At 65.6% G+C, this 23,041-nt stretch carries 25 protein-coding genes; 16 read left to right on the top strand and 9 right to left on the bottom strand.

The window, feature by feature from the left end:
- Positions 1-55 precede the first annotated feature (55 nt).
- The gene (locus tag AX729_RS11480; RefSeq protein ID WP_061023040.1) at positions 56-1,054 is read left to right on the top strand and encodes a P1 family peptidase; all 999 of its coding nucleotides are present in this window, start codon (positions 56-58) and stop codon (positions 1,052-1,054) included.
- 115 nt (positions 1,055-1,169) lie between these two features.
- Positions 1,170-1,382: a KTSC domain-containing protein gene (locus tag AX729_RS11475; protein WP_061023038.1), complete on the top strand. Its 213-nt coding sequence runs from the start codon at positions 1,170-1,172 to the stop codon at positions 1,380-1,382.
- 13 nt (positions 1,383-1,395) lie between these two features.
- Here AX729_RS11475 and AX729_RS11470 read toward each other — a convergent pair whose 3' ends face one another.
- On the bottom strand, positions 1,396-2,184 hold the full coding sequence (locus AX729_RS11470) for an EF-hand domain-containing protein (protein WP_061023036.1): 789 nt from the start codon (positions 2,182-2,184) through the stop codon (positions 1,396-1,398).
- Between the two features lie 254 nt (positions 2,185-2,438).
- Here AX729_RS11470 and rpe point away from each other — a divergent pair, with 254 nt between their 5' ends.
- The 4 genes from rpe (at position 2,439) to AX729_RS11450 (ending at position 4,417) form a co-directional block, all read left to right on the top strand.
- Positions 2,439-3,140, top strand: coding sequence for a ribulose-phosphate 3-epimerase (gene rpe, locus AX729_RS11465; RefSeq protein ID WP_061023033.1), 702 nt, complete (start codon positions 2,439-2,441; stop codon positions 3,138-3,140).
- Positions 3,141-3,189: 49 nt separating this feature from the next.
- Positions 3,190-3,789, top strand: coding sequence for a hypothetical protein (locus AX729_RS11460; RefSeq protein ID WP_061023031.1), 600 nt, complete (start codon positions 3,190-3,192; stop codon positions 3,787-3,789).
- Positions 3,790-3,881: 92 nt separating this feature from the next.
- Positions 3,882-4,016: a hypothetical protein gene (locus AX729_RS41510; protein WP_283807791.1), complete on the top strand. Its 135-nt coding sequence runs from the start codon at positions 3,882-3,884 to the stop codon at positions 4,014-4,016.
- Positions 4,017-4,225: 209 nt separating this feature from the next.
- On the top strand, positions 4,226-4,417 hold the full coding sequence (locus AX729_RS11450; protein ID WP_061023027.1) for a hypothetical protein: 192 nt from the start codon (positions 4,226-4,228) through the stop codon (positions 4,415-4,417).
- 35 nt (positions 4,418-4,452) lie between these two features.
- On the opposite strand, the gene AX729_RS11445 is transcribed toward AX729_RS11450, so the two are convergent.
- From AX729_RS11445 to AX729_RS11425, 5 genes are all read right to left on the bottom strand, one after another.
- Positions 4,453-5,892: a serine/threonine protein kinase gene (locus AX729_RS11445; RefSeq protein WP_061023026.1), complete on the bottom strand. Its 1,440-nt coding sequence runs from the start codon at positions 5,890-5,892 to the stop codon at positions 4,453-4,455.
- A 5-nt stretch (positions 5,893-5,897) separates the two neighbouring features.
- The gene (locus tag AX729_RS11440; RefSeq protein ID WP_061023024.1) at positions 5,898-6,638 is read right to left on the bottom strand and encodes a metallophosphoesterase family protein; all 741 of its coding nucleotides are present in this window, start codon (positions 6,636-6,638) and stop codon (positions 5,898-5,900) included.
- A 116-nt stretch (positions 6,639-6,754) separates the two neighbouring features.
- On the bottom strand, positions 6,755-7,360 hold the full coding sequence (locus AX729_RS11435; RefSeq protein ID WP_061023022.1) for a hypothetical protein: 606 nt from the start codon (positions 7,358-7,360) through the stop codon (positions 6,755-6,757).
- Complete coding sequence (locus AX729_RS11430; RefSeq protein WP_061023020.1) at positions 7,353-8,024, bottom strand: DUF2135 domain-containing protein; 672 nt, start codon at positions 8,022-8,024, stop codon at positions 7,353-7,355. Before AX729_RS11430 ends, AX729_RS11435 begins: the two co-directional genes overlap by 8 nt.
- Complete coding sequence (locus AX729_RS11425; RefSeq protein WP_061023018.1) at positions 8,021-8,791, bottom strand: MotA/TolQ/ExbB proton channel family protein; 771 nt, start codon at positions 8,789-8,791, stop codon at positions 8,021-8,023. The genes AX729_RS11430 and AX729_RS11425 overlap by 4 nt, the downstream gene beginning before the upstream one ends.
- A 196-nt stretch (positions 8,792-8,987) precedes the next feature.
- Between AX729_RS11425 and AX729_RS11420 the strand changes: the two genes are divergently transcribed.
- The 3 genes from AX729_RS11420 (at position 8,988) to AX729_RS38555 (ending at position 11,432) form a co-directional block, all read left to right on the top strand.
- Positions 8,988-10,358, top strand: a complete 1,371-nt coding sequence (locus AX729_RS11420) for a sensor histidine kinase (RefSeq protein WP_061023016.1) — start codon at positions 8,988-8,990, stop codon at positions 10,356-10,358.
- A gap of 7 nt (positions 10,359-10,365) precedes the next feature.
- Positions 10,366-11,019 carry a response regulator gene (locus tag AX729_RS11415; RefSeq protein ID WP_061023015.1) on the top strand — a complete coding sequence of 218 codons (654 nt, stop codon included), beginning with the start codon at positions 10,366-10,368 and terminating at the stop codon, positions 11,017-11,019.
- Between the two features lie 107 nt (positions 11,020-11,126).
- On the top strand, positions 11,127-11,432 hold the full coding sequence (locus AX729_RS38555; protein WP_082770407.1) for a hypothetical protein: 306 nt from the start codon (positions 11,127-11,129) through the stop codon (positions 11,430-11,432).
- Between the two features lie 44 nt (positions 11,433-11,476).
- On the opposite strand, the gene AX729_RS11405 is transcribed toward AX729_RS38555, so the two are convergent.
- Entirely contained in the window at positions 11,477-12,064 is a 588-nt protein-coding gene (locus tag AX729_RS11405; RefSeq protein ID WP_061023009.1) for a TetR/AcrR family transcriptional regulator, read from the bottom strand.
- Positions 12,065-12,645: 581 nt separating this feature from the next.
- Here AX729_RS11405 and purB point away from each other — a divergent pair.
- Positions 12,646-13,953 (top strand): adenylosuccinate lyase, encoded by a 1,308-nt coding sequence (gene purB / locus AX729_RS11400; RefSeq protein ID WP_061023007.1) that lies wholly within the window; start codon positions 12,646-12,648, stop codon positions 13,951-13,953.
- Between the two features lie 112 nt (positions 13,954-14,065).
- Positions 14,066-15,238 (top strand): M20 aminoacylase family protein, encoded by a 1,173-nt coding sequence (locus AX729_RS11395; protein WP_061023005.1) that lies wholly within the window; start codon positions 14,066-14,068, stop codon positions 15,236-15,238.
- A gap of 124 nt (positions 15,239-15,362) precedes the next feature.
- On the opposite strand, the gene AX729_RS11390 is transcribed toward AX729_RS11395, so the two are convergent.
- Together AX729_RS11390 and AX729_RS11385 are read right to left on the bottom strand one after the other, a co-directional pair.
- The gene (locus AX729_RS11390; protein ID WP_061023003.1) at positions 15,363-17,270 is read right to left on the bottom strand and encodes an acyl-CoA synthetase; all 1,908 of its coding nucleotides are present in this window, start codon (positions 17,268-17,270) and stop codon (positions 15,363-15,365) included.
- A 164-nt stretch (positions 17,271-17,434) separates the two neighbouring features.
- The gene (locus AX729_RS11385; RefSeq protein WP_061023001.1) at positions 17,435-18,337 is read right to left on the bottom strand and encodes a LysR family transcriptional regulator; all 903 of its coding nucleotides are present in this window, start codon (positions 18,335-18,337) and stop codon (positions 17,435-17,437) included.
- A 162-nt stretch (positions 18,338-18,499) separates the two neighbouring features.
- Here AX729_RS11385 and AX729_RS11380 point away from each other — a divergent pair, with 162 nt between their 5' ends.
- From AX729_RS11380 to AX729_RS11360, 5 genes are read left to right on the top strand one after another with little or no spacing between them, the layout of a single operon-like run.
- A complete protein-coding gene (locus AX729_RS11380) occupies positions 18,500-19,720 on the top strand; it encodes an amino acid ABC transporter substrate-binding protein (RefSeq protein WP_061023000.1) in 1,221 nt (406 codons plus the stop codon).
- 17 nt (positions 19,721-19,737) lie between these two features.
- On the top strand, positions 19,738-20,604 hold the full coding sequence (locus tag AX729_RS11375; protein ID WP_061022998.1) for a branched-chain amino acid ABC transporter permease: 867 nt from the start codon (positions 19,738-19,740) through the stop codon (positions 20,602-20,604).
- Positions 20,601-21,536: a branched-chain amino acid ABC transporter permease gene (locus AX729_RS11370; protein WP_061022996.1), complete on the top strand. Its 936-nt coding sequence runs from the start codon at positions 20,601-20,603 to the stop codon at positions 21,534-21,536. Before AX729_RS11375 ends, AX729_RS11370 begins: the two co-directional genes overlap by 4 nt.
- On the top strand, positions 21,529-22,278 hold the full coding sequence (locus tag AX729_RS11365) for an ABC transporter ATP-binding protein (protein WP_061022994.1): 750 nt from the start codon (positions 21,529-21,531) through the stop codon (positions 22,276-22,278). The genes AX729_RS11370 and AX729_RS11365 overlap by 8 nt, the downstream gene beginning before the upstream one ends.
- Positions 22,271-23,002, top strand: coding sequence for an ABC transporter ATP-binding protein (locus AX729_RS11360; RefSeq protein WP_061022992.1), 732 nt, complete (start codon positions 22,271-22,273; stop codon positions 23,000-23,002). Before AX729_RS11365 ends, AX729_RS11360 begins: the two co-directional genes overlap by 8 nt.
- Positions 23,003-23,041: the final 39 nt, after the last annotated feature.

Here is a 23,041-nt window from a genome sequence, read left to right as displayed (position 1 = left end):
CCACGGCATCACTGCGCTATCGCAGATCGCGAATTGCTCCAATGACGAGGCCATCTTGAAAAACCTTCTCACCGATATCGCGGGCGTCCGGGTCGGCCACGCCGAAGACGCGAAAGTCGGTTCCGGCGCGACAGCGGTCGTGTTCGATTCTCCCGCGGTCGCCGCGATCGACGTTCGCGGCGGCGGCCCCGGCACACGCGAGGATGCACTGCTCGACCTTGCCAACACCGTCGAACGCATCGACGCCATCGCGCTGTCGGGCGGCTCCGCCTTCGGCCTCGATGCCGGCGGCGGCGTGCAGGCCTGGCTCGCCGAGCAGGGCCGCGGCCACCGGATTCGCGAGGCGCTGATCCCGATCGTGCCGGGGGCGATCCTGTTCGACCTGCTGAACGGCGGCGACAAGGCCTGGGGGCGCTTCTCGCCCTATCGCGACCTCGGCTACGCCGCGGCTGCCGCTGCCACCAGCGCGGGCTTCGCGCTCGGCAACGCCGGCGCTGGCTACGGCGCCACCACAGCGACGTTCAAGGGCGGCCTCGGCTCGGCGTCGGCCGTGACGCCGAGCGGAATCAAGGTCGCAGCGATCGTCGCCGTCAACGCCGTCGGCAGCGTCACCGTCGGCAACGGTCCGTGGTTCTGGGCGGCGCCGTTCGAGGTGGACGGCGAGTTCGGTGGACGGGGCCTGCCTGACAAGTTCACCGAGGACATGCTGCTCATGCGCATCAAGGGCGGCCCTTCGCCGAGTTCGCGCGAGAACACCACCATCGGCGCCGTCGTGACCGATGCGGTGCTGACCAAAGCCCAGGCCAAACGGCTGGCGATGATTGCGCATACCGGCTTCGCCCGCGCGATCTATCCGGTGCACGCTCCGCTCGACGGCGACGTTCTGTTTGCCGCGGCCACCTGCGAGAAGCCGATCGAGCCGCTGGTCGGCCTCACCGAGCTCGGCATGGTCGCCGCCAACGTGGTCGCACGCGCGATCGCAAGCGGCGTGTACAACGCGACCGCGCTACCGTTCCCCGGTGCACTGCCGGCGTGGAAGGACAAGTTCGGCTAACGCATGATCCGGAAAAGTGCGAGCGGTTTTCCGAAAGGATCATGCGTAAACAACAACCTGACGAAAAACGAAACGGCGGACACGGCGTTGTCCCGGCGGACTGAGCTGTTCCGCCATGCCGTCGTCCGTGATCCGCTTCTTTCGATATGCGCCAGACACGCGCGAGCTGAAGGTGACTTTCGTCAGCGGACGGCTCTACGTCTACGAGGACGTTCCGCCCGAGGTCGCCGCCGCATTCAGGCAAGCGCGCTCAAAGGGGACGTACTTCAATCGCGAGATCCGCGACCACTATGTCTACCGTGACATCACGCATAAGTATGCCGGTTAGCCTCGGGGCGCCTTCACACGCTCATCGACATCGATGAACCCGCCGATCCCGCGGAAGCCTGCGCCTGACGCTGCATCATCTGCCCGAACCAGTCATAAGGCGAATTACCGCCGCCGTTGGCGTTCGAACTGCTGGAGGCGCCAGGCACCGTGGTCGACATCTTGAAGCCGTCGGCGTAGGTGACGGTGGTGGTGGTCGAGCCATCGGCATTGGTCGTCGTGGTCGACGTCGAGCCGCCGCCGGATTGCGACGAGGACTCCGAACCGCCGCCCGAGCCGCCGGCACCCTGCGCGTGATGGCCGTGACCGCCCCGCAGCGCCTTCGTCATCTCTCCGAGATTGATGTCGCCGTCCGCATTCGCGTCCATTTTCGAGAACACCTCGTCGGCCTTGGCCAGATTGGTGCCGCCCGCGCCGAGCGCGTCCTCGAATTCGGACTTGGTGATCTTCCCGTCGCCGTCCCCATCGATTTGCGAGAACAGGTCCTTCAGCGCATCCTCGCGACTCTTCGATACCGAAGACGTCGACCCCGTCGAGGATGAGTTGGTCGCGCCGCTCGTGTCCGCCGACTGGCTCTGCGCCGCGAACAGCGCGTTCATCGTCTCCGCCGAAATCTGCGGATATCTGCCCGAATTGACCGATGAGGTCGCGCCGCTGGTCGTGTTGCTGCCGCTGTCGATTGCGAACGGATTGGTTGCGCCTTGGGAAGATCCCGTCTTCTGCGTCGCCGACGACGATTTCGAGTTCGTCAGCGACTGGATCGCGCCGAGCGCACTCGATACGGCGCCAAGGGCAAACAACATTGCACAAACTCCAACCGATGCGGCATGCCGCGGCCAATGTTCTGTCAGGTGAGATCAGCAAGCGACGTGCCATCGCGAAAAGCTCAATGAAATCCGCGTCCAGCAGGCTTTGCAGGCCGGTGGAACATCGGCAATTCATGCCGCCGGCGGCAGAAATTTCCGCCCACAGAAAGCCCGCCCCTCCTGCATTGCCCGCCACGGAGGCCCATGTTAGGCGAGGCCATTCGTCGTCCGTCCGCCACGGGAAACGCGCCATGACCCAAGCCTTCCCCCCTCGCCCCCTGGCCATCGCGCCCTCGATCCTGGCCTCGGATTTCTCGAGGCTCGGCGAGGAGGTGCGCGCGGTGGACGCCGCCGGCGCCGACTGGATCCATCTCGACGTGATGGACGGACACTTCGTTCCCAACATCTCGTATGGCCCCGACGTCATCAAGGCGATGCGCCCGCACACGAAGAAGATCTTCGACGCGCATCTGATGATCTCGCCCTGCGACCCCTACCTCGAGGCCTTCGCGAAAGCCGGCTGCGACCACATCACCGTGCATGCGGAGGCAGGTCCGCATCTGCACCGGTCGCTGCAGGCCATCCGCGGCCTCGGCAAGAAGGCGGGCGTCTCGCTCAATCCGGGCACGCCGATCAGCGCGCTCGAATACGTGCTCGACCTCGTCGACCTCGTTCTGGTGATGTCGGTCAATCCCGGCTTCGGTGGCCAGGCTTTCATCCCTTCCGCGATCAACAAGATCCGCGACATCCGCGCGATGACGGCCGGACGCCCGATCGACATCGAAGTCGATGGCGGCGTCGGTCCCGACGTGGCCGGCGCCCTCGCGGCAGCCGGCGCCAACGCCTTCGTGGCCGGTACGTCGGTGTTCAGGGGCGGCACGCAGGAGGCCTACAAGACGAACATCGCCGCTATCCGCAACGCCGCAGCGGGCGCGCGCGGCGAGGCCATCTGACCTTTATTCGAGCGCCGAACCGGCCCTGTGGCGGCGGCGACCAATGGGAATGGATGAGATCCGTGCCACTCTCTTCTTAGCAAGCTTGCGGCGCCTACTCGCCGAGACCTTGCAGGACGGCGAGCAGGTGGTCTGGCAGGGCCAGCCCGACGGCATCGCCCGAATGATCATGTGGCGATTTCTGTGGTGGATCGGCTTTCCCTGGCTGTTGCTGACCGCCGTCGCCGTCAGGAACGATTGGATCGAACAAGCGGCCCAACCTCTCGTGATGCTTGGCGTTGCGATGATTGCGGCTCCGCTTGTGATGCTGCTGCATGACCTGCAGACGCTCTATGTGATCACCGATCGCCGCGCGCTGATCCTGCGAACGGCCTGGGGCAGACGGACAGTCAGCCAGACGCCGTTCCAGGCGATGGACACAGCGTTCGAAATCCTCGACATCGGCCGCGGCGCCGGTCACCTCAACTTCGCGTCGGGACGATCGACCCGTTCGCCCGATACCGACTACACCGGCCGCTACGGGTTTCGCTGTGTTCGAAACGCTCAGCGCCTCCGGGATATCCTCGAGGGCGCACGCGCCGGAAAAGTGCGGCGATCGCGCACGCGAAAGACTGGAGCGCCTCCGGGCGGCGCGGCGGGCAATCGCTGAAAAATTGCACCTGATTCCGTACTCCTCCGGACTTCCCTGATTCGCGCAAATCACTGCTAGTGGTTGTTGCCTGTTTTTCACGGGAGCACAGCATGACGACGACCCTGGTCTGGACTGGCGTGGCGTTGTGGCTTGGTTGCAGTGCGTTTGTTCTGTTCGGCCCGTCGGCCGGACCGGTGCAGGTCCCGGCGCGTTCGTCGCGCAGCGTCCGTCGCAACCGGATCTGACACCGTGCAATTCGCGCTCGTGAAGCGTCAGCCGAAGCGCAGGTGCCGCATCCCGCGTCGTCCGCATCCCAGCCTCGAGGATTTCTTCGGTCGGCTCGAGCTTGCCGAAGGCGAGATGCGGAACGATCCGGGAGGTGAAACGGCAGACCTGGACTACCCGCTCCGGCCGTCGAACCGGCATTGAAGATTCTGGATTGGACTCGAGACTGATGAAACCGCATTGCCCGAACTGCCTGAAGGAAATGACCAAGGCGTCCGCGTCGCGTAACCTGTTCAATTGCGAGCCCTGCCGCGAGATCATCCAGTATTTCGGCGGCAGCGCCGATCACGGCGAACCCGGCCCGCAATTCTCCTGGCCCATCCGCCGCAAGCGCGCCGCCCACTCCGCCCACGCGGCCTGATCCACCGCTTAAGACGCCCCACGACGTCAGGCGGACTAACCGGCCATCTCGCCGGCATCTGACGCGCCGACGTCCCCCGCCATCCGCGGCGGCCGCACCACGGTGACGGTGCAACTCGCCTCAGAGGCCACCTTGGCCGAGACGCTGCCGAGCAGCGTGCGCCTGAATGAGCTCTGCCGTGCTCCGATGATGACGTGGTCGACGTGATTGACCTCGGCGAACTCGAGGATCGCTGCGGCGGGATCGACGGCCTCCAGCACATGAACCGACAACCGGCTCTCGTCCAGCTTGAGCGGCGTGGCCCAATGCCGGAGTGCGACCAGGCGGTCGATATGCTTGTTGGAACCCTGCTCGTCGAGCGTCCGGTCGATCGCGATGCGATTGAGCTTGAGAACGTTGAGACAGGCGAGCCGCGCCGACGGCAGCGTGGCGAGAATGCGCTCGGTGGTGACGCGCAGCGCCTCGTTCAGTTCCGGCGCGCCTTCCACCGTGTCGAGCGCCACGGCGAGGATCGGGCTGGAGTCGATCTGGGCTGCGACATCCGATTTCGCGCGTGGCGCCATGACACCCTGGTTGAAGCGGCGGCGCCAGGCGACGCCGAGCGGGTCGCGCTTGACGCGCTCCGAGCGCGTGGTGAGCTTGACCTGGTCCGGATGGGTGAGATCGAAGGCGAGCTGGGAGGCCGTCGGATAGCGCCACACCGGCTCGATCTCGAGGCAGCGCAGCACCACCTCCTGGAGCCAGGGCGGATAGTCGGCGCGCAATGAGCGCGGCGGATAGGGATCCCGCCATAGCCGGCGCCGCATCGCGCGCAACGTCTCCCCCTCGCCGAACGGACGCTCGCCCGTCGTGAAGAAATAGAGCAGCACGCCGAGCGAGAACAAGTCGCTGCGCTGATCGTCTCGCACGCCCAACAGCCGCTCCGGCGCCATGTAGGGCGCGGTCCCGTAAGGCAGGCGAAACTCCTCCTGCAGCAGATCAGGCAGATGGTCGTGGTGCGACAGGCCGTAATCGATCAGCACGGCCTCGCCACTGTCGCGAAACATGATGCTGCTCGGCTTGATGTCGTGGTGGATCACGTTCTGCCGGTGCAAATCGGCGAGCGCCGTCGCGATCTTCGCCACGAGCAGCCGCGCCTCCTCATAAGGCAGCGGCAGGTCCGGCAGCCGCTTGTAGAGCGTCGTGCCCGGGATGCGCTCGATCACGACATAGGCCTGGCGGGCGAAATCGCCGGTGCCGAAGCAAGCCGGCACGTGCGGCCCCGCAAGCCGCGGCAGGATCATCATCTCCATCTCGAAGGAGACGATCGCGGCGGGATCCTCACCCTCCGACACCCGCGGGATCTTCATCAGCAGCGGCACGTCGATGCCGGGATGAGTGACGGTCCACAGCGTCGCCATGCCGCCGGCATGGACGCATTCGCCGATGGTGAAGCCGTCGATCTCCGCGCCTGATTTGACCAGGGGTTTTGGCATCGCCGTCAGCGCCCCTGAGACAGACGGTCGGCCAGCCAATGGGGCAGGCCGTTATCGCGGATCCTGCCAGCCGCGGTCGCGACGTCATAGGGCGCGCGGCAATAGGTGATCTGGCAGGAGACCGTGTCGAACAGCACGAAGGACGCGGACGGATCGCCGTCGCGGGGCTGGCCGACCGAGCCGAGCACGGCCAGCCATTGCCGCCCGCGCAGGAGTTGCACGGGGACGTCGGTCTTCGGCACGAAGCTCGTCATCTTCGCCGTCACCGACATCGAATAGAGCGCTGGCCTGTGGATATGGCCGCAAAAGGTGACATGGGCCTGTGTCGCGATCAGGCTCTTGGCGGCCTCCGCCGTCGACCGGACGTAGTGCCAGCGCTGCGGGCTGGAGGCCTCCGAATGCACGAACAGACGGCCGTCGTCCTCCACCATCATGGGCAATTCAGCCAGGAAACGCCGCTGCGCGATGTCGAGCCGGCCGCGGGTCCATTCGATCGCGACCTGCGCCTCCGCATTCATGGTCTCGGCCGAGGAATTGACCGCCTGATCGTGGTTGCCCCGCACGGCGATGGCGCCCTGCGCAACGAGCTCCATTGCGGTGTCCACAACCCATTCCGGATCGGCGCCATAACCGACGAAATCGCCGAGCAGGACGAAGCGCTCCGCGCCCCTCTCACGCGCGATCTTCAGGCAAGCCTCGAACGCCTGCCGGTTGCCATGGATATCCGAAAAGACAGCTAGCAGCACGCATCCTCCACCCTCCGATTTTATCGAAGGCCGATAAGGCCAAATTGAGGGACGTCAAGACAATGCTTCAGCCCGAGCCGGTTTTCCAGCGCGCCGCTGCCAGGATGGTGAAGGTCCTACTGCTCGTCCTTGGGCGGCATCCGGGGCGGCGGCAGCGGGGTGAACACGGCGCCCTGCGCACCGGCCGGCGGTGCATTGAATTCGCCGGTCGAGGAATCGCCGCCGCTGGTCTCGAGGATCGTCTTCGGCGTGACATATTCCCTGACCATGTCGATCAGGCTGCCGTCGCCGCCGCCGAAATCCGCGGCGCGCCCGCCTTGCGGATGACCGGCCGCGATCTCGTTCTGCGCCGCATGGGTCTTGTCGGCCAGCCTGTCGTCGTACGGCACCCGGAAGGCGCGGGGGATGCCGCTGGGGCGATTGTCCTCATCCAGCGCCTCGACCCAGAGATAGATCGAGCCGGGATCGCCCTCCAGCGAATGCGGCTCGACGATGCGGGCCTGGAGCAGCTTGAAGGCGGTCGGCATCCGGTCGGAGCTGGCCCAGCCCAGCAGCCCGCGCATCTCCGTGAAGCTGACGACATAGAAGCCGCTGGTTACGACCACGGCGACCGCCTTCAATGACCAGTGCAGCCGCGCATAGACCAGCACGACCAGAAGAAGCGCGCCGATGACGGCGTAGGCGACCGAGAGGCTGAGGATGACCGTTTGCAGACTACTCACGGCGCATCCTCACGCCGGTCTTGGGATCGATATCGGCTCCGTTGGCGCGCACGTTGCGGAACGTCTCCATCAACGATTTCGGCCGCTGGTCGACATTGATGACCTTGCCCTCGGTATCGAGCCGGAACCGTACCGCGGTCTTCTCGTCACCGGTGTGGTCGAGCACGAACTTGTTGTCGAAGATCACCTGCGCGGTCGGATTGAGCTTCTGCACCTTCACACTGGCCGTCACCGGCTCGCCGGTGGTGGCCTGGAAATGCGAGACGTTGACGGTGTATTCGCCGGCGAGGATGCCGCGCACGGTGACGATCTCCTCGCGGATCGGCGAGGCGATCTTCTTGCCGTTGACTATGATGAAGTCATTGGCTCCGCCGCGGTCGTCGCGGTCGAGCGTCAGGAAGCCGGCCTCCCGGTGGCGATACCACGCAATGTTGCCGGCGGGATCCTGCACGAAGAGGTCGAGGTCGTCCGGATGATTGTCCGGCCAGTCCATCGTGATGATGAACTCCGCCTTGGAGTCGATCTTGCCCTCCTTGGCGTCCGGCGCGACCGCAAGCAGCGCCAGGAAGAACAGGAACGCGATCACCTGGAGCGCCTTGAACAGCATCACGCCGAGCGGATCGAACGGCTCCTCGCGCGGATAAAGACCGTAATCATCCATCATCGCGGCGCACCGGAACCCTTGCGCTCCAGTACCGGCGTCACATGGGTTTCCGTCAGCACCACCGCATCCGAGAATACCCGCTGCGTCGCGGCGTCCAGCATGTAGTACTGGATGCGGACCAGGATCGAGCCGACGAGGCCGGCGAGCGTCGTGTACATCGCGACCGCCATGCCGTCGCTCATCAGGCCCATCGAGGACCGCATCGCGACCTTGTCGGCGGCATCCAGCCCCGCGATCGGCGCCAGCATGATGATGAAGCCGATGATGGTGCCGAGCAGACCGAGCTTCATCAGCGTGTCCGAGACGAAAGCACCGAAGCCATTGGAGCCGCGCAAGCGATCGGCGAGATTTCGCAACAGCAGCGTCTGGTCGACCCGGCGGTAGTCCTGCGCCGCGGCTTTCGTCACCAGGCTCTGGATGTGGTCGCGCACGAGGCCGCGCGGCAGCGCCGCCGCGCTCGCATCCAGCGCCTTGCTGCCGTCCGGCGCCGCCAGCACCTCGCGGCAGCGCCGCGCTGCTGCGCCTTCACGCGCAATCGCCCGCGTGCGCAGGAAGCAATGGCCGCAGGTGAGGACGTAAAGCAGCGCGATCACGCTGGAAATGTAGGTCCGGTCCGAGGTCAGCATCAGGTGGATGAGGCCGAAGCGCCACAGCAGCACCACGGCAAAGATCGAGAGCCCGGTGAAGATCATCCAGAACAGGAGCGCACTGCGCTCGGACGGGTCGGTCGCAGTCCCCGCGGTCGGTCCAATCGTGATCGAACTCATGCTGCACCGCTCCTGGACTGCAAGCAGAGGCCTGCAACGTCCCGCCGATTAGATCAAAGCCGCCGCGCCTGGTCCAAAGAGCCATGCCCAATCCGGACTGGGAAATTTGCCCGAGCCGCAATCCTGGCCCACCCTGCAATTGGCAAGGCGCAGCGGCGTTGTTAGGCTGAGCTTATCAAACGTTGGGGGTGATCGCATGCGCCTCGTGCTTCAGCTCGTCGCCCGTCTGCTGCTCATCGTCGTGCTCTGTCTTGGAGCCGCAACCGTGTGGGCCACGTTCGATGCTTATCGCAGCGTCGATCGGGCGACTGCGGCCTCGGCGCAGCGGGTCGCCCAGGCGCTCCAGGCGCTGTACTGGCGTGAACTCTTGTTGCGGAGCAGCAGAGCGCGGGAGCATCTCTTGCCGGTTCCAGACTGGCGTTCGCTGGAGACGGTGAAGCTGATTTCGCCCGGCGTTTGCGTCGAGTTCCAGCCGTCCACGGCGTTCGAAAAGCCGCTTTGTGGCCAGAGCGAGGGGCTCGGCAAGACACCGCCGCGCTGGTTTGCAGCGATCGTGCCGATCTTTCTCGGCAGACACGCCGAAGTGGTGCGACCGGTCAGCCCGCGTGCTGCATCTGCCGGCACGGTGGTCGCAACACCGGATGCCGCCGCCGCAATCTCGCTGGCCTGGGAGTACATCCTCAACGTCGTCGACGTGGCGCTGCTGATGGCGGCGGCGATCGCCCTGCTGGCGTCGCTCGCGATCGCGCACGCTTTGGCGCCGGCGCGCACCATCGTCACCGCGCTGCAACGCATGGCGCGCGGCCAGTATCGCACCAAGCTGCCGCGTTTCCGTTCGATGGAGCTTGCGATGATCGGCAACGCCGTCGATGCGCTCGGCGGCCGGCTGGAGGAAGCGACCGAGCAGCGCGCGGCACTGACGCGGCGCCTGATCGAGATTCGCGACGACGAGCGGCGCGCGCTCGCCCGCGAGCTGCACGACGAGTTCGGACAGAACCTCTCCGCCATCCTCGCCTTCGCCAACACCATCGAGACCGCGAGCGCGAAGGACGACAGGGACAAAGGCAGCGCGCAGGATGCGCGAATGATCTCGCAGGCCACCCATCATCTGATGGCCTCGCTCCGCGATGCGCTGAAGCGGCTGCGCAATCCCCTGCCCGAGGAGCTTGGGCTCGAGGCGAGCCTCGTCAATCTCGTCGACAGCTGGCGCTCGCAGAGCGCGGCGCGGCCGACGATCCAGCTCGACCTCAGAGGCGACCTCACCGACATCAGGGGCCCGGCGGCCACCACCGCCTATCGCGTGGCCCAGGAATGCCTGACCAACGCGCTCCGCCACAGCGCGGCCAGCGAGATTTCGTTGCGGGTCGAACGGCAGGCCGGCGACGATGACACGCTCCTGATCCGTGTCGAGGACGACGGCGGCGGCGATGCGGAACGCGTCGCGCGATCGGCCGGTTTCGGCCTCACCGGCATCCGCGAGCGCGTCGCGGCAGCCGGTGGATCGCTGTCGATCCTGCCTGCGACCGGCGGCCTCAGCGTCGCCGCCACCATCCCGCTCGCGGCGTGAGGCCGGCATGAGCGAGATTGCGGCAACAGGGATTTCGGTGCTGCTGGTCGACGACCACCCGATCGTGCGGCAGGGCTACCGGCGCGTGCTGGAGAGCCAGGGCGATCTGCATGTCGTGGCGGAAGCCGACAATGCCGCGGACGCCTACGGCGCGTTCAAGACGCATGATCCCGACGTCGTCGTGCTCGACATCTCGATGCCGGGCGCGAGCGGCCTGGAGGCGATCCGCAACATCCGCGCGCGCAATCCGCGGGCGCGCATTCTCGTCTTCACCATGCACAACGAGGCCGTGCTGGTGAAAGCCGCCTTCGGCGCCGGCGCCAGCGGCTTCGTCACCAAGAGTAGCGAGCCGTCGGCCGTGGTGCGCGCCATCCGCAGCGTGGCGCGCGGCGAGCGTGCCATGAGCGATGACATCGCGCATATTCTGGCAGAGGACAGTCTGTCGCCGGCAGGCTCGGCGCTCGATCAACTGGGCGAGCGCGAGATCGAGATCCTGCGCCAGTTCGCCGGCGGCGCCACGACCGAGCAGATCGCCGCGCATCTCAATCTCAGCGTGAAGACTGTTCAGAACTACCACTATCTGATCAAATCGAAGACCGGGGCGCGCACCGATGCGCAGCTCGTGCGGCTCGCTGCGACGAGCGGCCTGACGAGGATCTAGCAGCAAGACTGCCGCACTGCCTCGTCCCTGCCCCTCAACCTGCTGAACCTGATTGGAACGGAGCCGATCCGGCGCCGGTTAGTACGGCAGTGAAGGAGTAAAAGGTCATGAGCAAGGGTCACCACAAAGCAGTCGACCATCCCCCGATCATTACAGTTGGCGAACTCATCGACGAGCTTTGCCGCCTGCCGGACACCGCCGTCGTCCATTTCCGCTGCCCCATGCTCGATCAGGAGCTCACGTTCTACCGCCTGCGAAAGCGGTCGAAGGACGTGGTCGAAATCGCGGTCAATGCATACCCGGATAGTCCGCCGGTCGTGCCATCGTCCGAGCCGAACTTCCATGCGCGAAGACGCTCGACGTCCTCGCCACCGGCTCACAACGGTGCCCTTCTTCACAAGGCGCGAGGCTGACTGGTCCGCAGCTACAGGTTTGGCGATCTCGTCTCTAAAGCGCTTTAGGCCGCCTTCAATCCGCGAAGCAGCAGCGCCAGCGCCGCGTCGACGCGCGCAGGGAGATCGACGTCCTTCCATTCGTCGGCATGGGCCGGATGGTGAAAGCGGACGGTGGCATCGAAGATGGCGCGCGCCGTGATCTTCGGGTCGCTTACTTCAAATACGCCCTGCTTCACGCCGTCGGTCAGGATCGCCGCGATCTGATCGATCATGGTGTCCTTGTGGCATTTGACGGCCGCACAGGCCTCGCGCGCCAGGGTCAGATAAGTCTCAAACATCTCGGGATCGTCGAGCACACGCGAACGCTTGGCTGCGAACAGCGTGCGCAGCCAACGGTCCAGCCTGTCAGGGGCCGGCCCCTGCTCCTTGGTGATCGCCAGCAACGGAGCATCGATGCGGTCCAGCCAGCGTTTGGCAACGGCCTCGCGCAGCGAGGCCTTGCTCGGGAAATGGCGATAGACGCTGCCGTGGCTCACATCGAGCGCACGGGCAACGTCGACCACGGTGGCCTTGGCAAGTCCGTAACGCCTGAGCACGTCCTCGGTGACTTCGAGGATCCGCTCCGGCGTCAAGACAACTGCTTCATTCATGCCAGCACCATGTTCCCGTTTGGGGCTCAGTTACCCGGCAGTAGGGCTGCTTCCGAAGCGCCCTTGCCGGTCGTTCGGAAAGCCTATGCCTTAGTGAGGCAGTTTTGCAGCCTGCGCCGCGATCTGGCGCGCCACCAGCAAATTGAGCCATTGCCCAATCACGCCGGTCAAATTGAGGATTTCGGTCGTCATTGTCGTAAGTCTCCATTCGTCCGCGGTCCCCGTTCTTCAATCACCCTCCGATCCGCGCTCGTTTCGGATGTCGGGCTCCCCGGGGCTTGTCGCGGGACGCCCAATCGGAGCGTCCAGAGATGGATATACACGTCTCGCTGACAGATATCAATATCTGTCAGTCAATGATCCGTGATTGACCGCTGATTTCTGCGCCTCGCCCGGCCTAGCCCTGCCCCGGGCTGCCGGCCGAGCCTGGGCGATGGCTGCCGCTCAGTCCAAGTCATCCCCCGCTAACCTTGCTCCCGCCGTTTGTTTCGCCCTCCCCGCTCTGCTAAATCACGGCGTAAAAAACATTTTGGCCGGCACAGCCCCCTGGGGCCGCCCGCCTACCTTGCTGGAGCCGTCAGATGATCCCCCGCTATACCCGCCCGGAAATGGCCTCGATCTGGGAGCCGCAGACCCGGTTCAAGATCTGGTTCGAGATCGAGGCGCATGCGGCGGACGCGCTCGCCGAGCTCGGAACCATCCCCAAGGAGGCCGCCAAGACGGTCTGGGCCAAGGCCAAGGACGCCACGTTCGACGTCGCCCGCATCGACGAGATCGAGCGCGAGACCAAGCACGATGTCATCGCCTTCCTCACCCACCTCGCCGAGATCGTCGGCCCCGAAGCACGCTTCGTGCACCAGGGCATGACCTCATCGGACGTCCTCGACACCTGCCTCAACGTCCAGCTCACCCGCGCCGCCGACCTGCTGCTTGCCGACCTCGACAAGGTGCTGGCGGCGCTGAAGAAGCGCGCCTTCGAGCACAAGATGACGCCGACCATCGGGCGCAGCCACGGCATCCATGCCGAGCCTGTCACCTTTGGTCTCAAGCTCGCCTATGCCTATGCCGAATTCACGCGCGCCAAGGAGCGCCTGATCGCGGCGCGTAAGGAGGTCGCAACCTGCGCCATCTCCGGCGCGGTCGGCACGTTCGCGCAAATCGATCCCCGCGTCGAGGAGCACGTCGCCAGGGCGATGGGCCTCGTGCCCGAGCCGATCTCGACGCAGGTGATCCCGCGCGACCGCCACGCAATGTACTTCTCGACCCTCGGCGTGATCGCATCCTCGATCGAGCGGATCGCCGTGGAGATCCGCCACATGCAGCGCACCGAGGTGCTGGAGGCCGAAGAGTTCTTCTCGGAGGGCCAGAAGGGTTCGTCCGCGATGCCGCACAAGCGCAACCCGGTGCTGTCGGAAAACCTCACCGGACTGTCGCGCATGGTGCGGGCCTATGTGACGCCGGCGCTTGAGAACGTCGTGCTGTGGCACGAGCGGGACATCTCGCACTCCTCCGCCGAGCGCATGATGGGCCCCGACGCCACCGTGACGCTCGACTTCGCGCTGGTGCGCCTCGCCGGGCTGATCGACAAGCTGCTGGTCTACCCCGCCAACATGCAGAAGAATCTCGACCGCCTCGGCGGTCTCGTGCATTCGCAACGCGTGCTCTTGGCGTTGACGCAGAAGGGCGCCAGCCGCGAGGACGCCTACAAGCTCGTGCAGCGCAACGCGATGCCGGTCTGGCGCGGCGAAGGCGACTTCCTCCAGCTCCTGAAGAAGGACGCTGAAGTGAAGAAATATCTCTCCGACGCCGAGATCGAGGAGCAGTTCGACCTCGGCTACCACCTCAAGCACGTCGACACGATCTTCAAGCGCGTGTTCGGCGAAAGCTGAACGCCTCTTCCGTAGCCCGGGTGAGCGCAGCGACACCCGGGATTTCGCTCACAAAGACCCCGGATATCGCTTCGCTCATCCGGGCTACAGCAGAACAAGAAACGGATCCCTCATGCCCATCGTCAACCGCATCGCCGCCCTCTCCGACGAAATGGCCGCCTGGCGCCATGACTTCCACGAGAACCCCGAGTTGCTCTACGAAGTCCACCGCACCGCCGGCATCGTCGCGGACAAGCTTCGCGAGTTCGGCTGCGACGAGGTGGTGACGGGCATCGGCCGCACCGGCGTGGTCGGCGTGATCCGCGGCCGCAAGTCGGCCTCCGGCAAGGCCATCGGCCTGCGCGCCGACATGGACGCGCTGCCGATCATGGAGACGTCGGGCGTGCCTTATGCCTCCAAGGTCCCCGGCAAGATGCATGCATGCGGGCATGACGGCCACACCGCCATGCTGCTGGGCGCCGCCAAATATCTCGCCGAGACGCGCAATTTCGACGGGACCGCGATCATGATCTTCCAGCCCGCCGAGGAAGGCGGCGGTGGCGGCAAGGCCATGGTCGAGGACGGCCTGATGACGCGCTGGAACATCCAGGAGGTCTACGGCATGCACAACATGCCGGGCCTGCCCGAAGGCCATTTCGCAACCACCCCCGGCGCGATGCTTGCCTCCTCCGACAACATCCAGATCACCGTCCGCGGCAAGGGCGGCCACGCCGGCGCCGGTCCGCACAAGTCGGTCGACAGCGTGCTGATCGGCTCGCAGATCGTGAATGCCCTGCAATCGATCGTCGCGCGCAACGTCGATCCGCTGAAATCGGCGGTGATCTCGGTCACGCAATTCCACGCCGGCACGGCCTTCAACATCATCCCCGAAACCGCAGAGCTGGCCGGCACCGTGCGCACGCTCGATCCTGACGTGCGCGATCTCGTCGAGCGCCGCATCGGCGAAGTCGCCGAAAGCGTCGCCCGCGCCTATGGCGGTTCGGCCGAAACGAAGTACACGCGGATGTATCCAGTGACGATGAACCATGCCCGCGAGGCCGGCATCGCCGCCGACGTCGCCCGCGACATCGTCGGCACCGATCGCGTCAACGACAAGTTCGTCCCGATGATGGGCGCCGAGGATTTTTCGTTCATGCTGGAAGCGCGGCCCGGCGCGATGATCCTGGTCGGCATGGGCGATGGCAATGAATGCCATCACCCGGCCTATGTCTTCAACGACAACATTTTGGGCCACGGCGCGTCGTACTGGGTGCGCCTGATCGAAACGCGGATGCCGGCGGAGTAGGATCGCCTTCGCCGCGCTTGTAGCTTGTAGCCCGGGTGAGCGAAGCGACACCCGGGAAACCACACCGGCTAGTATAGTCCCGGATATCGCTTCGCTCATCCGGGCTACGATTCAACGCAAGCGTCTACCCCTGCACCACTTCGTGCCGCATCACGAACGGCGCGAGCAGCGTGTGCACTTCGCCGGCGATCATCTCCCGCTGGTCCGGCGGCAATCCCGTCAGCGTCACGGTAGCGATCGAGCCGTGGCTGCCGTGCGGACCGACCTTGACCTTGCAATCGATGCCGCGCTCGACCAGCGGCGCCAGCACCTTGGTGAACACACGCTGCGCCGCGTCCCAGCGCAGCTGCGGCTTGAACACCTTGCCGACGCCCGTCACCGGCATCGGATCGATCGGGATGACCTGGACCGGCACGGCGGCGCGCTCGGGCGTGCGCTCGCGCACCCACGCCTCGAGCTCGCCCGGCTCGACCTTCGCGCCCGGCTTCAACTGCACATAGCCCACCGGCAGCTCGCCGGCATAGGCGTCGGGCTGGCCGACCACCGCGGCGAAGCCGACCGCGGGATGTCGGAACATGATCTCCTCGACCGGCGCGGGATCGATATTGTGGCCGCCGCGGATCACGAGATCCTTGGCGCGGCCGGTGATCCAGAGATAGCCGTCGGCATCGAGCCGGCCGAGATCGCCCGAGTTGACCCAGACCTCGTCGACGAAAGCGCCCTTGTTGTGCTCGTCGTTGAGATAGCCCCCGAACACGCCGGGCCCGGCCATGATGACGACGCCGATCTCGTCCGGCGCGCAGTCGCGGATCAGGCGCCCCTCGGCATCGAGCTGCACGACGCGTACGCGCGCATAGGGCATCGGCAGGCCGACCGAGCCGAGCCGGATTGGCCGCGACGGATAGGCCAGGGTGTGCACACTCGAGGTCTCGGTCATGCCGTAGACCTCGACCACCGGCAGCTTCAGCTTGTCCTGGATCGCCGAGCCCACGGCGACGGGGATCGCCGAGCCGCCACCGGCGGCATATTTCAGGCTGGAAATGTCGGCATCGCCCGGCGGCACCGCGAGCGTGGCGGCAAGCACGGTCGGCACGCTCGACAGCGCGTCCGGCTTGAAGCGCTCGACGAGCTTCCAGATGTTCTTCACCGCATTCGGGTTGCGCCAGCCGCTCGGCGACAGCACGACCAGCGAGCCGCCGCTCGACAGCGTCAGCAGCACCTGCGTCAGCGAGCCCCCGACGTGAAACAGCGGCATGCCGAACAGCAGGTTCGCGCCCGGCTTCGCCTTCAGCAGCAGGTTGAGCGCCCAGGCCTGGTAGACCTGGTTGGTATGGGTGTGCCGCACCAGCTTCGGCGTACCGGTGGTGCCGCCGGTGTGGAAATAGGCGGCAATGTCGCTGCCCATAATCTTGCGCCCGCTGAGCAGCCGGTCCGAGGGCTGCTGCTTGATCAGATCGCCGAAGGCGAAGATGCCCTTGGCGGGATCGCCGCCGCCAAACACCTGCACGATGGCCTTGAGGTGCTTGAGCTGCGGGCGGATCTGCTCGACCTTCTGCCAGATGTCGGTGCCGGGCATCGGCCCGAGCGCGACCAGGATCTTCGTGTTCGCGGCCTCCAGGATCTCGGCGATCTGGTGCGGCTCGAGCAGCGGATTGACGGGATTGGCAATGCCCGCGGCCTCGGCGCCGAACAGTGTCACGAAGGCATCGGGGACGAGCGGCAGCATGAAGCTGATGACGTCGCCCTTCTCCGCGCCGAGTGCGTGGAACATGTTGGCGGCCTGCGTGACGCGCGCGACGAAGTCGCGGTACGTGACCACGACCGGCGTGTCGGCGGGATCGGCGTTTTGCAGGAACTGGATCGCCGCCCCGTCGGGGTTGCGCGCTGCGCCTAACCGGATCGCATCATAGGTGCTCTCGGCCGCGACGCGGTCAGCGTAAGGGACCTGCTCGAACGCGCGGACCTCTTCGTCGGTCGCCAGGTCCGGATAGTCGTTGCCGATCAGCCGATCGAGCGCGTGGATGCCCGCCATGGAATTCCGTCCTCCCTCAGTGCATTCCCCGCCCTTGTCTTTTGACATCTTGGTTCGGCGAGGCCTCGACCGATTGGCCGGTCAAGCGGGAGCACAATGATGGATGATTTGGCGTTCGTCCATGGCTCGTCGCGCAGGAATCGCGAGACAGCATGCGAGCACCGTCACTCCCGCGAGGCCTTCATCCGGCCGATCAGCAGGTCCGCCACCAGCCTGCACGATGGCGACATGTTGCGGCCGGCAAGCTGGACCAGCGTCACCTGCGTCGCTTCCAGCCGCTTGTCGCGCAAGGGCACGGCGACCAGCCGGCCCGCCTCGATCGACGGCATTGCGGTATCGCGCGGCAGGAACGTCGCCAGGTCCGTACGCGCAGCCAGTGTCTGCGCGAAGGCGAGCGAATTCGTCTCGTTGCAGATTTCGAGCCGCACCTTGGCATTGGCGCAGGCGCGATCGATCTCCTGGCGGATGCCGAAGGATGGATCGGGCACGACCACCCGCAGGCCGGCGAGCTCCTTGACCGAACAGCTCTCGCGGTAGGCCAGCGAGTGTTTCGGTGAGACGATCAGGCACAGCGACTGGCGCATGCGCGAAAGCTCGATTAGCTCGCGGCGCGGCGCGCGTCCGAACACCAGCCCGAGATCGGCCTCGTTGCGGCTGACCATCTCCGCAACGGCGCGCGAACCGACCACCGTCATCGACGTCGAAATGCCGGGATAGTCGGCGGACAGATCGATCACGAAATTGGACAGGAAGTTCGTCACCATGCCCTCGACGGCTGCGAACTTGACCTGGCCGCGGCGCATGGTCTCGAATTCCTGCACCTTGACCCGGATACCGTCGAGCTGGTGGCGGTTCTCGACTGCATAGCGATAGAGCAACCGGCCCGCGTCGGTCAGCATCATGCCGCGCGCCCCGCGTTCGAACAGCTTGACCGACAACTCCTCCTCGAGCGCCTGGACCTGCCGGCTGATGGCGCTCGGCGCGATCCGCAGTGCAGCCGCGGCCTGCTTGATCGAGCCGCTTTCGGTCACTTCGCGAAAATAACGGACGGCGGCGGACTCGATCACGGGCGGGCCTTTCCTCGAGACATCAGCGCTGCTCAACCGGGGAGCAGGCGCGTGGCTATCGTTCTAATTATTCGACCCAACATGTCTAATTTCAATGCTTTTATTCGAATGGTGGATTTGCAATGCTTCATCGCAGAGAGATCGCCATGGAGAATTCCTGAGATGAATCAGTCGTGGGTTGCTCGCTGCGTTCGCCAATCCGCACCCTTGAGCGCCGCCGTGCTGGCGCTGGGAGCGCAATTGTCTGTGGCCGCCGCCGAGGACGTCATCCGCTTCGGCGCACCGCTGCCGATCACCGGCGCGCTGGCGCCCGAGGCGGTCAAGCAGCAGCAGGGCTACGATCTCTGGGCCGAGCAGGCCAACAAGGCCGGCGGCATCTCGGTCGGCGGCAAGAAGTACAAAGTACAGATCGTCTACACCGACTATCAGTCGAACACGCCGCGCGCGGTGCAGGCCACTGAGCAGATGATCAGCCAGGACAACGTCAACTTCATGTTCGGCGCCTTCGGCTCGGGCGCTGCGAAGGCGGCAAGCACGGTGTCCGAGAAGTACAAGGTGCCGACGCTGGCCGCGACCGCCTCGTCGTCGCAGGTCTACGACCAGGGTTACAAATACCTGTTCGGGACCTTCACACCGAACGACACACTTACCACCCCGCTGACCAAGATCATCAAGGCCAAAGTCCCCGACGTGAAAAAGGTCGCGATCCTCGCCCGCAACGATCTGTTTCCGCTCGCGATCGCGCAGGAGATGGAAAAGTCGGCGAAGGCGGCAGGCTACGAGGTGGTCTATTCCGAGAAATATGCGATCGGCACGCTCGATCATTCGGCAGCCTTGTCGCAGATCAAGTCGCTGGGGCCGCAATGGATCTTCGTCACCGGCTACACCAACGACCTGCTGCTGGTGCGCAAGCAGATGATCGACCAGCAGATGAAGGCGCCCGTCGTCACGATGATCGCGGGCCCCGCCTATCAGGAGTTCATCGACGCACTGGGACCTGCAGCCGAGAACGTCTCCAGCGCCGCCTGGTGGCACCCGGCCGAGCAATATGACGGCAAGGACATCTTCGGCACGACCGCGAATTTCGTGAAGCTGTTCAAGGCCAAGTACAACAGCGAGCCCGATTACGGCCAGGCCTCTGCTGCGCTGTGCGGCGCGCTGTTCCAGATCGCGATCGAAAAGGCCGGCACGCTCGATCGCGACAAGGTGCGCGACGAGCTCGCCAAGCTCGACGTCGTCACCTTCTTCGGCCCCGTGAAGTTCGGCGCCAACGGCCAGATCAATTCGCTTGACCCGCCGGTCTTCCAGATCCAGGGGGGCAAGCCCGTGGTGCTGTTTCCGCAGGCGATCCAGCAGGGCGACCTGAAGATCGGCGTCAACTGATCCGCGCCGCCGCTCTCATGCAAGCCGCCCAGATCCTGATCAACGCACTCGTTCTGGGCTGCCTGTATGCCTGTATCGCGATCGGCTTTTCGCTGGTCTGGGGCGTTCTCAACGTCATCAACCTGATCCACGGCTCCTTCATCGTGCTCGGCGCCTATCTGGCGTTCGGGCTCTACAACGCCCTGCATATCCCGCCCTGGTACGCCGTCATCGTCGCAGCGCCGTTGTTCTTCGCGCTCGGCTATCTCCTGCAGCGGCTGATCCTCAACCGCGTCATCACTGCGCCCGTGCTGGTGACCCTGACGCTGACCTTCGGCCTCGACCTGATCCTCAACAACGCGATGATCTATTTCTTCAAGGCCGACTATCGCAAGCTGACGCTGACACCGTCGCTGGGGTCGGTCTCGATCTTCGATGTCGTGGTGCCGATCGACCGCCTGATCGCGACCGCAGCGGCGCTGGCGCTGACCGGCCTGCTTTACCTGCTGCTGCGCCGTTCCAGGATCGGCCGTGCCATCGTTGCGGTCCGGCTCGACCGCGACGCCGCCGTGCTGATGGGCGTCAACGTGCCCTCGATCTACGCCGTCGCCTTCGGCCTCGGCGCCGCGCTCGCGGGCTGCGCCGGCGTGCTGATGGCGCTGATCTTCCCGATCTCGCCGCTGACGTCGTCGGCCTATCTCGGCAAGGCCTTCGTGGTCTGCGTGCTCGGCGGCCTCGGCAGCGTCTCCGGCGCGCTCGCCGGAGGCCTGTTGCTGGCGCTCGTCGAGGGCGTGGGATCGACCTTCCTCGGCCCGTCGCACGCGACGACGCTGTCCTTCATCCTGCTCATCGTCTTCCTGATCCTGCGGCCGCAGGGCCTGGTCGGCCGGAAGGGTTTCGAATGACCCGGGGCAACATCGCACTTCTGGTCCTGGTCGCCTGCGTTGCCGCGCTGCCGCTATTCGGCGGCGCCTACGCGCTGCGGCTCGGAACGATTGCCTGCCTCTATGCCGTGCTGGCGCTGTCCTGGAACATCGTCGGCGGGCTCGCCGGCTATCCGTCCTTCGCGACGGCCGCGTTCTTCGGATACGGCGCCTATGCCGCCGGCGTCCTGCTCGGCCACGGATGGCCGCTATGGGCTGCGATCGCGTTTGCAACGCTGAGCGCGCTCGTCGCGGCCGGCACACTCGGCGCGGTGCTGCTGCGGCTGCGGGGGCACTACTTCGCGATCGCCAGCCTGTCGCTGGCCGAAGTTCTGCGCGAGCTCGTCAACAACGCCACTGATCTCACCGGTGGCGGCATGGGTCTCAACATTCCGCTCGCCGCCGGCGCTGGCATCATGGCGGAGGCGACCTTCTTCTTCTTCGCGATGTGGGGTGTGCTGCTGGCGACGGCGCTGATGGCGATCATCGTCGGTGGCTCCAAGCTCGGCTTCGCGCTAGCCTGCATCAGGCAGAACGAGACGGCCTCCAGCATGGTCGGGCTCAACACCACGCTCTACAAGGCCATCGCCTTCGGCCTGTCGGCATGCTTCGTCAGCGCGGCCGGCGGCATCTATGCCGCCTGGGTCCACTACATTGACCCGTCCGACGTGTTCGACGTGCTCTACTCGGTCAAGCCGATCGTCATGGCGCTGATGGGCGGGCTCGGATCGCCTTTCGGCGTGGCCTGCGGCGCATTCCTCTATCTCGGCCTCGAGGAGGTGGTCTGGCGCAACTACATCCAGATTCACACCGGCGTGCTCGGCCTGCTCATCGTGCTGCTGCTGTTGTTCCTGCCGCACGGGCTGAGCTCGCTTCGTGCCGACCGTCTCTGGCGGAGGCTGAGGCATGCCTGAGCTGCTCCGCCTCGAGCGCGTATCGCGGCACTTCTCGGGCCTCCAGGCGCTGCGCGACGTCACGCTGTCCGTCGACAGGGGCGAGGTCCTCGGCCTGATCGGCCCGAATGGCGCCGGCAAGACCACGCTGGTGAACACGATTTGCGGCGTCACGCCCGCCAATTCCGGCACCGTGACCTTCGACGGCACCGACATCACCCGCATCAAGACCTATCAGGCCGCCCGCTTGGGCTTGTCGCGCACGTTCCAGATCGTGCAGCCCTTCTCCGAGTTCACCGCGCTCGACAATGTCGCGGCCGCCGCGCTGTTCTCGCAGCCGGGCGCCAGCCTGAAGGGAGCGCGTGAGGCCGCGCGCGCGCATCTGGCCTTCGTCGGGCTGGAGGCGCAGGCCTTGCAGCCCGCCGCGACCCTGACGCTTGCGATGCGCAAGCGGCTGGAGCTGGCCAAGGCGCTCGCGATGAAGCCGAAGCTGCTGTTCCTCGACGAGGTCAATGCGGGACTCAACAGCGCCGAAATCGAGCGCGCCACCAGACTGATCCACGGGCTTGCGGCTGGCGGCATCACCATCGTGATGATCGAGCATCTGATGAAGGTCGTGCTCAACGTCTGCACGAGAATCGTGGTCCTGCACAACGGGGCGCTCATTGCCGACGGTGCACCGCGCGAGGTGATCAGCAATCCCGCAGTGGTCGAAGCCTATCTCGGACAGAAATACGCGCAGCGGAGCGCCGGCCATGGCTAGCTCGCTGATCCTGGAAACCAAGGGGCTGTGCGCGGGCTACGGCGAGATCCAGGTGCTGTGGGGCGTCGACATCACCGTGCGCCGCGGCGAGATCACCGCGCTGATCGGCTCCAACGGCGCCGGCAAGTCCACCCTGATGCGCGTGCTCTCCGGCCTGGTGCCGATGTCGGCAGGCAGTTGCTTCTCCGAAGGCCGCGACCTCACCGGCAACAGTGCGGCGGAGATCCTCGGCCACGGCATCGTGCATGTGCCGGAAGGACGGCGGCTGTTCGGCGCCATGAGCGTCGAGGAAAACCTGCTGATGGGCGCCTATCTGCGCAAGGACGGCCGGGCTGCGGTCGCGCGGGATCTCGATCAGGTCTACGCCACCTTCCCCCGGCTCCTCGAACGGCGCCGCCAGGCCGCTGCGACGCTCTCGGGCGGCGAGCAGCAGATGTGCGCCATCGGCCGCGGCCTGATGAGCGCGCCTCTGCTGCTGATGATCGACGAATTGTCACTGGGCCTTTCACCGCTTCTGGTCGAGCAGCTTGTCGCCGCACTCCGCGCCCTCAACGACAAGGGCATGTCGATCCTGCTGGTCGAGCAGGACGTCACCACCGCGCTCGATCTCTGTCACCACGCTTTCGTCATGGACATGGGGCGCATCGTTCGCGAAGGATCCGGCACCGAGTTGCTCGCCGACCCCATCGTGCGCGACGCCTATCTCGGCGTGCTCCAGGAATGATGAGCGAGTGAGCGCGCTATCAACCCGTCGATCCCTGAG

The organism is Bradyrhizobium sp. CCH5-F6, assembly GCF_001556045.1.
Lineage (GTDB): Bacteria > Pseudomonadota > Alphaproteobacteria > Rhizobiales > Xanthobacteraceae > Bradyrhizobium.
The sequence above is the reverse complement of the archived record's forward strand: the minus strand, read 5'-3'. Positions and strand labels throughout refer to the sequence as shown.